This window comes from Pradoshia sp. Z5_111, from assembly GCF_058267535.1.
In genome coordinates this window covers 364,922-377,200 of sequence record NZ_JBZCPQ010000004.1, presented here as the reverse complement: position 1 = coordinate 377,200, position 12,279 = coordinate 364,922, and the positions used below count along the sequence as shown (strand labels likewise).

Below are 12,279 nucleotides of genomic sequence, written 5' to 3'. Positions count from 1 at the left end.
GAGAGGGAGCGTTTTAAGTGGATATTACAAATAACCTGCCGTTCTTTGCAGACTTGTTTCGAATAGGAGACCCACAATATTCACAAATAGGGGTGTGGGCTCTCTATTTGACGATTGTAATACTTTGCGGAATAGTATATAAACTGGGGTTTGCCAGAAAATTAAGTCTTGGGAAAAGTATAGTAGTCTATGCCATTATGGCCTTTGGATGTAGCTTTTTGACGTTTTTGGCACTATTTTTGCCCGTGGCAGAAGTTCTGTTAGTGGCTACTGCTTTTCTGGGGATTTATAAATATAGACTCCGTAAGGAAATGAAAAACGAGGTAAATGCGGAATAAGGGGTGTGCAAATGAACTCTGTTCAGGATGCGATCTATAATTGGTTAACGATAAAAGTTGTCATTGATCATCGACCTGAAGATACCGCAGCAAATGAAACAGTCCTCTGGTTCGAACATACCTTGCAGGAAAAGTTTGGAATATCAGACTATCGCTATAAAAAAAGTGACGGTTGGTATATAGTCTCCTATAAAAATGAGGGGGCCATAAATGAATTCAGGTTTCCGGAGGATATGATTGAGGTTATGCTTAATCAAATCCTCCAGAATCCGGATCATTACCGTAATTATCCATCATAAAAAAACAGAGAAGATGAGTAATCTCATTCTTCTCTGTTTTTTTTTTTAGATTACATGTAAACAGCCCATTTTTTTCAGGTCAATGCTTTTACCATGTATCCTCTTCTTTAGCCGCTCGATATAATCTGAAATTCCCAGTGCTTTTTCGTGCAATTGTTCGTTCTTCTATACGTTTATTGCATTCCTGACACATATATGTATGAATTGGACGATTTCTAAGTCGTTTAGCCATTAGTGTTTCATCATTAATTGATTCGATTTTATCACAGATCACACATTTAACTCGCATTAAAGGACACCCCAATCTATTGCATGTATAGTCATTATACCATATAAGAATTCTTCATACATGGTTATGGAATGGTCATGGTATGTGAAACGGATAAGATGAATGATTAAAATTTCATAAAACTGAAAAGAATAAAACAATTCAAAGGAAATGGGTTATTTTCTTCTATTTTTGTATGTAAATACATATATTTGAGCATCAGATTTGTCCATCCATTAAAACAAAATTCTATCCGGCTATTATTGATTAAAATTGAAAAAATACGATTCGTGCTTATTAGATAATGTATTTGCAATAACTCGAATCAGGGTATTGCAAAGCTCTGGATAGTAAATGAAATTATGACACAGGAGGATATATTTTGAGAAAAATTTATGTTCTAGATACAAATGTATTATTGCAGGATCCAATGTCGATTTTTTCATTCCAGGATAATGAGGTCATCATCCCAGCAGTAGTATTGGAGGAACTTGATTCAAAAAAACGGAACTTGGACGAAGTAGGGAAAAACGCTCGCTATGTTTCAAGGCTGATTGATCAGCTGCGCACAAAAGGTAAGCTTCATCATAAAATTCCTTTATCGAATGGTGGGATGTTGAAAATAGAGATGAATCATCGCTCCCCCCACAATGTCGCAGAATACTTTGCTGAAAAAACAAATGACAATCGTATATTGGCGATTGCAAAAAATCTATCGCTGGAAGAACAGGCGAAAGAACATGGGCGGAGCGTAATATTAGTAAGTAAAGATATTCTAATGCGGGTAAAGGCTGATGTACTTGGACTTTTAGCAGAGGACTTTTTGAGTGACCGAGTTATCAATGAGGATCAGATGTACGCTGGCTTTATCGAGATATTTGTATCCCGAGCTGAGATAAATGAATTCTATTCCAAGGGAGAGATACCAATTCCTGCAGACATAGCAGAGGGAATATATTTAAATCAATTCGTCATTATGAAATGTACAGAAATCACATCACTTTCTGCTTTAGGAATTATTAGCGGACATGAAAAAAGGATAAAAAAGCTTCGATATAATCAGGAGCATGTATGGGGTATAAAGCCACGAAATGTGCAGCAGCATATGGCAATTGAATTATTATTAAGAAGTGATATCCAGTTAGTCACATTAACTGGGAAAGCAGGTACAGGGAAAACGCTCTTAGCACTGGCGTCAGGTCTGCTTCAAACGGAGGATCTGGGAGAGTATAATAAATTGCTTGTTGCAAGGCCAATTGTACCCATGGGGAAAGATTTGGGTTTCTTGCCTGGTGAAAAAGAAGAAAAACTACGTCCGTGGATGCAGCCAATCTATGACAATCTCGAATTTTTATTTAACACAAAAAAGCCAGGTGAATTGGACTCTATTTTGGCTGGTATTAATTCAATAGAGGTGGAGGCCTTAACATATATAAGAGGGCGCAGCTTACCGGATAGCTTTATTATCATGGATGAAGCTCAGAATCTTACTAAACATGAAGTGAAAACCATACTGACACGTGTGGGTGAGCGCAGTAAGATTATTTTACTGGGAGATCCTGCTCAGATCGATCATCCTTATTTGGATGAATGGAACAACGGATTGACATATGTTTTGGAAAAATTTAAGAATGAAGCCATCGCAGGTCATGTGAATTTAGTGAAGGGAGAACGTTCCGGATTAGCTCAATTAGCGGCAGATTTATTATGAGTGAGTTTTTCTTCTATCTTAATTATCCTAACGGGAATGTGTTGGATACTTTCTGCTCCAAATCATTTAAAGTGTTTGTGTTTAGTAGATCGTAGCTATCAGGGGCCATATAGGTGTATATACGGCTCCTGAACTCTTTATTGAATTGTAAAACCTGTTACGTTTTTTATGGGTGCTTGCCGGTTGGAGCCATCTCCGTGGTAAATATGAATAGGTCCACCCTCATCCGATTTGATTGGTCGCCCTTTAATAGAAAAGCCAGCGACGAGTTGAAGCGCTTCCTCAAAAGAGAATGCTAAATCAGAATTTTCCGTATGTACAATAATAGTGGCAGAAGTACTGTCAGGTTCAGTGTTCAAGAAAAAAGGCTTTAATACAATCCCGAAACTGTTTTCAGTAAGCTGCTGTTTCTTCGTTTTTATTACAGGTTTATTTGGCGGTGGGGATGCCCCTTCAATGATTTCTTTATCCCATTGAGATGATACCTGTTTTAAATAAGTCTCGTGTTCTAGATTTTCTTCCTGATTGTTTTCTGGATGCCAAGCATCAAGATCGAATTTCCTGTCATCAAAAATCCAAGTGCCAGGGTCGAGATAAATCGGGAATTTTACATTCCCTTTTATTTGTAGAATATCTTTCATAATTGACTCTCCTTTCCAATTTTAATCTTATAGCTGCTGAATGAGTATGTACAGTAATTCGCTGCAGGAAGGTTATCTTTTTTTAGAAAAAACTAAACTCCTTGACATTACCTTTTCTTGCAATTTTACGATTTTAAGGGTAGAATTTTATAATAGATTGGTTCATTGGGCCATAATGGGGGGTTGCACATTGACATCTGATATCCTTGTCAATCATCAAGAAAAGGCCTACGCATTGTTAAAGGCTGACGCTGATAAAATATTTAAACTAATAAAGGTGCAAATGGACAATTTGACTATGCCTCAGTGTCCGTTATATGAAGAAGTTTTAGATACCCAAATGTTTGGTCTCTCCAGAGAAATTGACTTTGCCGTTCGATTGGGATTAATAGAAGAGAAAGACGGTAAAGAGCTATTGGGATTCCTTGAACAAGAACTTTCTGCTCTTCATGATGCTTCCTTAAGAAAATAAGTAGCAGTCGAAACTCAAACGATGCCGATGTTGTTTGAGTTTTTTTGTTTTTCTTTATATAATTTTTAAACAAGCATATTTTTAAAAATGAAATTTATTCAAGGAGACCTATATGATAAAACGTATTTTAAAATCGTATGATTTTACTCTCATCGCTGTCATTATCGCTATAAGTATCTTTGGTCTTGTAATGGTCTATAGCGCCAGTATGGTTACGGCTGTGTCAAGATTTGGACTTCCGAGCGATTTTTTCTACATAAAACAATTTAGGCATCTAATCATCGGGTTTATCCTGTTTTTCGTTGTAGCTGCTATACCTTATCCGGTTTTTAAAAATAAAAAGTTTTTGGTGATCATCGTACTAGGCTCGATTATCTCTCTCGTTGCTTTAAATTTTATTGGCCACACCGCCGGAAATGCAGAGAGCTGGTTTAAGCTTGGAGCGCTAGGGAGTTTGCAGCCATCAGAGTTTATTAAGTTAGGTATGATTATATACTTATCAGCAGTCTATTCGAATAAACAAAAATATATCAATGTCTTTAATAAGGGTGTCGTACCACCACTATTATTCTTGTTAGTTATCTGTTTATTGATTGTTTTGCAGCCGGATATCGGGACGGCATTCATTCTTTTTATGAGTTCTTGTACGATTATCTTATGCTCTGGTATGAATTTTAAGAGTTTAGGTAAACTGCTATCGATTTTGTTCGGAGCTATTCTTGTTGCGACACCGATCATTTTCCTTTTTAAAGACAAGATTTTTACTCCAAAAAGGCTTGAACGTTTCGTTGGATTTTTAGACCCGTTTTCCAGTGAGAAATATGAAGGATATCAGTTGGTCAATTCTTATGTGGCAATCGGCAATGGCGGCATTACCGGTGTGGGATTTGGACAAAGCACGCAGAAATATGGGTATCTGCCTGAACCGCACACTGACTTTATAATGTCTGTTATTTCTGAAGAGTTAGGACTTATTGGGGTAGGATTTGTTATTATATGCTTGGCTACGATTGTATTAAAAGGGATTCATACCGCGATAAAATCGAATGATCCATTTGGGAGTATGCTAGCAGTAGGTATTTCCAGTATGATTGGAATTCAGGCTATGGTTAATTTAGGAGGAGTAGCTGGTTTAATACCGATTACTGGGGTTACTTTACCATTTATCAGTTATGGTGGTTCTTCCTTAATTATTCTTTTGATATCTGTCGGATTACTCGTCAATGTCTCTATGATGACGAGATATGATGCAGCCTACAAAAAGGAACCAGTTGAAAAAGGGGAGACATTCCAGGGATAAGCTGCTAAAAATAATGAGTAAGAATAATCTTCTTACTCATTATTTTTACAACAAATTACTATATTGTCATAATTTTCGGGAAGCTGTGAGGTGCTCAGGATGAGAAAAATAAGAAAAGTATTGGCTGCCAACCGCGGAGAAATTGCCATCCGTATTTTTCGTGCTTGTAGTGAATTGGATATTAAAACTGTTGCTATTTATTCAAAAGAGGATTATAAATCCTATCATCGATATAAAGCAGATGAAGCCTATTTAGTTGGTACTGGCAAAAAGCCGATTGATGCCTATCTTGATATTGAAGGAATTATTGAGATTGCTAAGATGAGTGATGTAGATGCTATACATCCTGGATACGGTTTCCTCTCTGAAAATATCGAATTTGCAAAACGATGTGAAGAAGAGGGACTTATTTTTATTGGTCCAAAAACAACTCATCTCGATATGTTTGGAGATAAAGTTAAGGCAAAAGAGCAAGCGAAAATAGCAGGTATCCCCATTATTCCAGGAAGTGAAGGACCGGTTTCTGGTTTGGAGGAAGTTACGAAGTTTGGAGAAATTAATGGTTACCCGATTATTATTAAAGCTTCACTTGGAGGCGGCGGCAGGGGAATGCGCATTGTTCGTGATCCAGAGGAAGTAGAAGAAGCCTATAATCGAGCAAAATCAGAGGCAAAAGCGGCTTTTGGCAATGATGAAGTTTACGTAGAAAAATTTATTGAGAACCCCAAGCATATTGAAGTTCAAATACTGGGTGATCAAAACGGAAATATTGTTCATTTGTATGAAAGGGACTGCTCTGTGCAACGCCGTCACCAAAAAGTAGTCGAGGTAGCACCCTGTGTGTCACTTACAGATTCCTTACGAGAAAGGATATGTGACGCTGCCGTTCAGTTAATGAAGAATGTAGAGTATGTAAATGCAGGTACGGTAGAATTCCTTGTTTCTGGAGACGAATTTTTCTTTATCGAGGTAAACCCTCGTGTCCAGGTTGAACATACAATCACCGAGATGATTACGGGTATTGATATTGTTCAATCTCAAATTAACATAGCTGAGGGACACAGTTTACACGGTGCTTCTTTAAATATACCTGAACAAGATCATATACATATTAATGGATATGCCATTCAGGCAAGGGTGACGACGGAAGATCCCTTAAATAATTTTATGCCGGATACAGGCCGAATTGCAGTTTATCGCTCTAGCGGAGGATTTGGTGTTCGTCTGGATGCTGGTAATGCTTTTCATGGATCGGTTATTACACCGTATTATGATTCCTTGCTTGTTAAAGTATCCACTCATGCTACCAGATTCGATCAGGCAGCTATAAAAATGCTGCGTAATTTAAGAGAATTCCGTGTCAGAGGAATTAAAACAAATATTCCTTTCCTTGAAAATGTGGTAAAGCATAAAAAATTTATTGCAGGAGAATACGATACATCATTCATCGATACAACACCTGAGCTTTTTGTTTTCTCTAACCGGAAAGACCGTGGAACCAAAATGCTGAATTATATCGCTAATGTGACTGTCAATGGGTTCCCGGGCATAGGTGTTAAGGAGAAACCAGTTTTCGAAAAACCAAAAGTTCCCCAAATTCATGATTTTCTAGTGCCTAAGACAGGAACCAAGCAATTATTGGATCAATTGGGACCTGAGGGACTGGCTAAATGGGTTAAAGAGCAAAAAAATGTGTTGATTACAGATACTACATTCAGGGATGCACACCAATCACTTTTAGCTACCAGAGTCAGAACGAAGGATTTACAAGAGATTGCTGCACCAACCTCAAAGCTTATGCCGAATCTGTTTTCACTTGAAATGTGGGGCGGGGCAACATTTGATGTAGCCTACCGGTTCTTAAAGGAAGATCCATGGGAAAGATTATTATTGCTTAGACAGGAAATCCCTAATGTATTATTCCAGATGCTCCTGCGCTCATCTAATGCAGTTGGCTATAAGAATTATCCTGATAATGTTATCCGGGAATTTGTTGGAAAATCTGCCTGTGCGGGAATAGATGTATTCCGTATTTTTGATAGCCTTAACTGGGTTAAGGGAATGGAGAAGACAATTGACTATGTTCGCCAATCAGGAAAAATTGCCGAGGCAACGATTTGCTATACAGGTGATATACTCGATCTAAGCAGGCAAAAATATGATGTACAATACTATAGAAATCTTGCTAAAGAGCTAGAGGCACAGGGAGCACATCTATTAGCTATTAAAGATATGGCAGGCTTATTGAAGCCGGAAGCAGCCTATCGACTGATTTCAGAGTTGAAAGATGCAGTTGACATACCGATCCATCTTCATACACATGATACGAGCGGGAATGGAATCTATCAGTATGCACGAGCGATTGATGCCGGTGTGGATATCGTTGATACGGCTCTTGGATCAATGGCTGGACTTACCTCACAACCAAGCTTGAATTCTCTTTATTATGCATTAGAGGGTCATGAGAGACAGCCGCAAATCGATATTAAGCCAGTTGAAGAGTTATCAGAGTATTGGGAAGGGGTCAGAAGTTACTATGCTGACTTTGAAAGTGGCATGAAGTCTCCCCATACAGAAATCTATGTACACGAAATGCCAGGTGGTCAATACTCCAACCTTCAGCAGCAAGCGAAAGCAGTTGGTTTAGGTGAACGCTGGGATGAAGTTAAAGATATGTACCATCGAGTTAGTATGATGTTTGGTGATATTATCAAAGTAACTCCTTCGTCCAAGGTAGTAGGCGATATGGCTTTATTTATGGTACAAAATGATTTGACAGAAAGCAGTGTGTTGGAGAAAGGCCATTTAATCGATTTCCCTGATTCAGTTATTGAATTGTTCAGCGGATATTTGGGTCAGCCATATGGTGGTTTCCCTAAAGAACTTCAAAAGGTGATCCTGAAAAATAGATCTCCTATTACAGTTCGCCCAGGTGAATTGCTTGAGGACGTGGATTTTGAGAAAATAAAGGAAGAGTTGTTTGAGAAAATCAAACGTCCAGTTACGATGTTTGATGCACTCGCTTATGCACTTTATCCAAAAGTCTTCCTTGATTATGTGTACTCGAATAGTGAGTATGGCAATATAACAAAGTTAAATACACCAACGTTCCACTATGGACTTTCCATCGGAGAGGAAATAGAAGTGGAAATTGAAAAGGGAAAAACCTTAATTATAAAGCTAATTTCAATTAGTGAGCCACGTATAGATGGCACAAGAATGGTTTATTTTGAACTAAATGGACAGGCTCGAGAAGTGGTAGTTAAGGACGAAAGTGTTAAAACCCTTATTCAGTCGAAACCAAAGCAGGACGTTTCCAATCCATACCATATTGGTGCAACAATGCCTGGAACCGTGATGAAGGTATTAGTGTCTCATGGACAAAAAGTCAAAAAAGGAGACCATTTAATCATAACGGAGGCAATGAAAATGGAAACAACCGTTCAGGCACCATTTGACGGAGTTATCAAAGAGATTTATGTTAATGATGGAGACGCCATACAGACGGGCGATTTGTTGATTGTGCTTGATAAATAAAACTAAAACACAGTAAAAAGGAGCGTGGATTTTTAACTCACGTTCCTTTTTATGTTCTGGATTATTTCCCTGGTTTGTATAATGTGATGCAAAAGGATGATTTTATACAGTCTAATCAGCTTGTTTTCCTATCAGATGGATTCAAGGCTTCTGCAGCTTTGTTTTTCCGTGATCTCGTTACAAGTAGGATAAAATAGGAAAAAACTCCAAATAAACAAGAAATCAATATGGCGTGTAAGAGGGCTACATACAGGTTTAAACGGGTATAAATGATAAAAGCACCTGCTATAACCTGTAAACTGACAAGAATAAGGGAGAGCGTCCATCCCCAGTATAAAACTTTTATATGGCGATAATTGCGCCAAGTATAGACGAAAATATATAAAATCCAGATAAATATGAGGCCTGCAGCAGCACGATGCCCCATTTGAATGAACTGATACATATTATGAGGGACTATAGTACCATCATTAAAACAAAGGGGCCATTCCGGACAGACGAGACTTGCTTCTGCGTGACGCACCAGCGCACCGGTATAGATAACAATATAGGAATAAATAAATAGAGCGATAATGTGAATAGACATTTTCCTCGGGATTATCAGCTTCTCCGCATCGAACTTTTTATCAACTTCAAAAATAAGTAAAGTTAAAAGTAGAACGGCGGCAAAAGAGATGAGTGATATCCCAAAATGCAAAGCCAGCACGAAATCAGAATGACTCCAAACGACGGCGGCAGCTCCCAGCAATGCCTGAATGATTAGAAATGCAATAGACAGGAGAGCAAGAAATTTGGTTTCTCTAATATGTCCAATGGCTTTCCATGACCAGATTGCTAATCCAACTACCATGAAGGATCCAAGGCCGGTAAAAAGACGATGTGCGAATTCGATTAGTAGTGCGGGCGTGATATCTGTGGGAATCAATTCTCCGTTGCAAAGTGGCCAGGAGCGTCCGCATCCTAAACCCGAATCTGTTTTTGTGACGAGCGCACCGCCGATTAAGATCACAAGCATGACAAAGGAAGTCATAACGGCAAACCATTTCAAAGATTTTTGCATGTAAATCTAACACCTGCTTTGTTTTTATAAAATAGTAAGCTTAAACATTTGTTTCCTAATAAATGGAACCGTATAATGAGGTAAATATTACAAAGTTTGATAATCATTACTAACATATCATAAATAATTTTTACAATAATTTCAAAGAAAAGTTTCTAAATAGTCAAAGAAATTATTTATTTAGTGATAATTGAAAATTCATGTAATTGTTTATAGTTGAAACTTAAAGAAGAGTTTGTTAGAAATAGAGAGGGGATTTAATTGGTTAAATAAGGTTTTCATACTTACAATGTTACAAAAATATATTTACAGGATAAAATTACCACTATATAATGATTAGGTCACACTTATGACAAAAAATGGACAAATTATTTTCACAATAGAAGTGTAATCTGTGTTTAAATATATATTAGGCAAATTTTTCTATATAAATATCACTGTTATAAATTGTGAATATATCGCTTGAAACTAAAAGTTTGGAAATCTACTATTCAGATAGGAGGTAACAGCATGAAACCTAAACCGGCATCGCAGACCTCGTATGAAAACCAGAAGGGACTAGACGTGGAGAAAGATATGAACAGTACAGCATTTAAGGACTTTTTGGTATTAGTAAAGGTAGGCATCGTCAATTCAAATTTAATTACTGTTTTTGCAGGTATTTGGCTCGGTCTGTATTTTACTGACCAGAGTTTCCTTGGAAATCTTGATCTCGTTCTATATGGTATTGTAGGGTCAGCACTAATAATAGCAGGCGCTGGCAGCTTAAACAATTACATAGATCGGGATATCGACGTGTTTATGTCTCGTACAAAGAAGCGCCCAACAGTTACTGGTAAGGTGAACCCTATAAAAGTTTTGTATATGGGTCTGGCACTTGTGGTAACTGGATTATTGATTCTATTAATGGCTACTCCAATGGCAGCTTTTATGGGGTTAATTGGGGTATTGGCCTATGTATTGCTGTATACAATGTGGTCCAAAAGACGGTTTGTCTCAAATACTGTAATCGGCAGTTTTTCGGGTGCTATACCGCCACTAATCGGGTGGGCCGCCGTTGATCCAGGATTACATCCTATTGCCTGGGGATTATTTTTATTAATGTTCGTCTGGCAGCCTCCACATTTCTACGCATTGGCTATGAAGCGGACGGAGGAATACAGAGCGGCTGGAATTCCTATGCTGCCTGTAGTAAAAGGATTTAAAGAAACGAAGATTCATATGCTTATATGGGTAGCATTATTGTTTCCAATTCCATTTATACTGAAACCAATCGGGGTTTCTTTTGTAGTTTTGGCAACAATTCTTAATATAGGGTGGCTTATATTAACTTTAAAGGGATTCTCATTAAAAAAGGAGTTTTCCAAAGAAGAAGATTTAAAGTGGGCCAATAAGATGTTCATTTATTCATTAAACTATATGACTATTTCTTTTGTGGCAATGGTCATTGTTTCTTTAATTAATCGTTTTTAACATTGGGGGTTCTTTCTTAAAGAAATTCAATATATAAGATGTTCCTTTGGAAAGAAGAAATTTTTTACGAAAGAGGGGTAATTATTTGCTATGAAAAAATGGCGCATTGCATCCTTAATTGCTGTTTTGATGCTAATACTTTCGGGTTGTGGAAAGCCGTATCTATCAGCATTGGATCCAGCAGGTGAGGTAGCGAAGAAACAGTATGATTTAATGATACTCAGTACTGCCATTATGGTATTGGTAATCATTGTTGTTGTTATTCTTTTTGTACTTGCAATTTTAAAATTTCGTCGTAAAAAGGGAGATAATTCAATCCCTAAGCAAATTGAGGGTAACCACAAATTAGAAATACTTTGGACGGTTATCCCGATTGTTTTATTAATCATCCTTGCAGTTCCAACGATTTATTATACATTTGATTTTGCAGATGTATCTGCCAAGGATGAAAAGGATAAGGATGGGAATCCTACAGCCTTAACTGTAAATGTAAGGGCTAATTATTACTGGTGGGAGTTTGAATATCCTGGCGAAGGTATCATGACAGGGCAAGAACTTGTTGTTCCAACTGATGAAAAGGTTTACTTTAATTTAACAGCGTCAGATGTAAAGCATTCCTTCTGGATTCCTTCAGCTGGGGGTAAGCTTGATACGAATACAGAGGGAGAAAATAGCTTCTGGCTTGAGTTTGATGATGGAAAAAGTGAAGAAGCCGGCAGGATTTTTTATGGAAAATGTGCTGAATTATGTGGGGCTTCCCATGCATTAATGGATTTCAAAGTGAAAGCTTTGCCAAGGGATGAATTTGACCAATGGGTAGCCAGCATGAAAGAAACAAAGCACACGGAAGTAAAACTTACTGATGCAACAGCAAGGGAAGGCCAGGAAATTTTCAATAAAAGCTGTATCGGTTGTCATGCGATCGATTCCAATGATCAGCGACCGGAGCAGGCTCGATTAGCACCTAATCTATCAAACTTTGCTGATCGTGAAGTAGTAGCGGGTTATTTGGAAAATAATGAAGAAAATGTGAAGAAGTGGCTTAAGGATCCGGAGTCAGTTAAAGAAGGAAACAAAATGACTGACACTTACGGAGAGCTTTCTGATTCACAAATCGATGCGCTTACTAAGTACCTGGAAACCTTATCGCAAAAATAAGAGTTTGCTAGTTTTCAAAGGG

Annotated in this window: 11 protein-coding genes; 8 read left to right on the top strand and 3 right to left on the bottom strand. The window is 37.7% G+C overall.

Going from position 1 to position 12,279, the window contains the following annotated elements; translation table 11 throughout:
- Window positions 1-17: 17 nt before the first annotated feature.
- Together AC4D4A_RS11355 and AC4D4A_RS11350 are read left to right on the top strand one after the other, a co-directional pair.
- Window positions 18-338, top strand: coding sequence for a YlaH-like family protein (locus AC4D4A_RS11355; RefSeq protein ID WP_490995998.1), 321 nt, complete (start codon window positions 18-20; stop codon window positions 336-338).
- An 11-nt stretch (window positions 339-349) separates the two neighbouring features.
- Window positions 350-637 carry a hypothetical protein gene (locus AC4D4A_RS11350; RefSeq protein WP_490995997.1) on the top strand — a complete coding sequence of 96 codons (288 nt, stop codon included), beginning with the start codon at window positions 350-352 and terminating at the stop codon, window positions 635-637.
- An 88-nt stretch (window positions 638-725) separates the two neighbouring features.
- Here AC4D4A_RS11350 and AC4D4A_RS11345 read toward each other — a convergent pair whose 3' ends face one another.
- On the bottom strand, window positions 726-926 hold the full coding sequence (locus AC4D4A_RS11345; RefSeq protein WP_490995996.1) for a YlaI family protein: 201 nt from the start codon (window positions 924-926) through the stop codon (window positions 726-728).
- A 361-nt stretch (window positions 927-1,287) separates the two neighbouring features.
- Between AC4D4A_RS11345 and AC4D4A_RS11340 the strand changes: the two genes are divergently transcribed.
- Window positions 1,288-2,616 carry a PhoH family protein gene (locus AC4D4A_RS11340; protein ID WP_490995995.1) on the top strand — a complete coding sequence of 443 codons (1,329 nt, stop codon included), beginning with the start codon at window positions 1,288-1,290 and terminating at the stop codon, window positions 2,614-2,616.
- A gap of 137 nt (window positions 2,617-2,753) precedes the next feature.
- Here the strand turns inward: AC4D4A_RS11340 and AC4D4A_RS11335 are convergent, their stop codons facing one another.
- Entirely contained in the window at window positions 2,754-3,257 is a 504-nt protein-coding gene (locus tag AC4D4A_RS11335) for a peptidyl-prolyl cis-trans isomerase (protein ID WP_490995994.1), read from the bottom strand.
- Between the two features lie 175 nt (window positions 3,258-3,432).
- On the opposite strand from AC4D4A_RS11335, the gene AC4D4A_RS11330 reads away from it, so the two are divergent.
- From AC4D4A_RS11330 to pyc, 3 genes are all read left to right on the top strand, one after another.
- Window positions 3,433-3,729: an Fpa/YlaN family protein gene (locus tag AC4D4A_RS11330; RefSeq protein ID WP_373925453.1), complete on the top strand. Its 297-nt coding sequence runs from the start codon at window positions 3,433-3,435 to the stop codon at window positions 3,727-3,729.
- Between the two features lie 112 nt (window positions 3,730-3,841).
- A complete protein-coding gene (locus AC4D4A_RS11325) occupies window positions 3,842-5,029 on the top strand; it encodes an FtsW/RodA/SpoVE family cell cycle protein (RefSeq protein WP_490995993.1) in 1,188 nt (395 codons plus the stop codon).
- Between the two features lie 99 nt (window positions 5,030-5,128).
- On the top strand, window positions 5,129-8,566 hold the full coding sequence (pyc, locus tag AC4D4A_RS11320; RefSeq protein WP_490995992.1) for a pyruvate carboxylase: 3,438 nt from the start codon (window positions 5,129-5,131) through the stop codon (window positions 8,564-8,566).
- Between the two features lie 115 nt (window positions 8,567-8,681).
- Here pyc and AC4D4A_RS11315 read toward each other — a convergent pair whose 3' ends face one another.
- Window positions 8,682-9,626 (bottom strand): COX15/CtaA family protein, encoded by a 945-nt coding sequence (locus AC4D4A_RS11315; protein WP_490995991.1) that lies wholly within the window; start codon window positions 9,624-9,626, stop codon window positions 8,682-8,684.
- A 510-nt stretch (window positions 9,627-10,136) separates the two neighbouring features.
- On the opposite strand from AC4D4A_RS11315, the gene cyoE reads away from it, so the two are divergent.
- A complete protein-coding gene (gene cyoE, locus AC4D4A_RS11310) occupies window positions 10,137-11,099 on the top strand; it encodes a heme o synthase (RefSeq protein ID WP_490995990.1) in 963 nt (320 codons plus the stop codon).
- 90 nt (window positions 11,100-11,189) lie between these two features.
- Complete coding sequence (coxB, locus tag AC4D4A_RS11305) at window positions 11,190-12,257, top strand: cytochrome c oxidase subunit II (protein WP_490995989.1); 1,068 nt, start codon at window positions 11,190-11,192, stop codon at window positions 12,255-12,257.
- Window positions 12,258-12,279: the final 22 nt, after the last annotated feature.

Coding starts and splice junctions, on each gene's coding strand:
- pyc (WP_490995992.1), top strand. CDS start 5,129: ATGAGAAAAATAAGAAAAGTATTGGCTGCCAACCGCGGAGAAATTGCC.
- cyoE (WP_490995990.1), top strand. CDS start 10,137: ATGAAACCTAAACCGGCATCGCAGACCTCGTATGAAAACCAGAAGGGA.
- AC4D4A_RS11325 (WP_490995993.1), top strand. CDS start 3,842: ATGATAAAACGTATTTTAAAATCGTATGATTTTACTCTCATCGCTGTC.
- AC4D4A_RS11315 (WP_490995991.1), bottom strand. CDS start 9,626: ATGCAAAAATCTTTGAAATGGTTTGCCGTTATGACTTCCTTTGTCATG.
- AC4D4A_RS11330 (WP_373925453.1), top strand. CDS start 3,433: ATGGGGGGTTGCACATTGACATCTGATATCCTTGTCAATCATCAAGAA.
- coxB (WP_490995989.1), top strand. CDS start 11,190: ATGAAAAAATGGCGCATTGCATCCTTAATTGCTGTTTTGATGCTAATA.
- AC4D4A_RS11350 (WP_490995997.1), top strand. CDS start 350: ATGAACTCTGTTCAGGATGCGATCTATAATTGGTTAACGATAAAAGTT.
- AC4D4A_RS11345 (WP_490995996.1), bottom strand. CDS start 926: ATGCGAGTTAAATGTGTGATCTGTGATAAAATCGAATCAATTAATGAT.
- AC4D4A_RS11335 (WP_490995994.1), bottom strand. CDS start 3,257: ATGAAAGATATTCTACAAATAAAAGGGAATGTAAAATTCCCGATTTAT.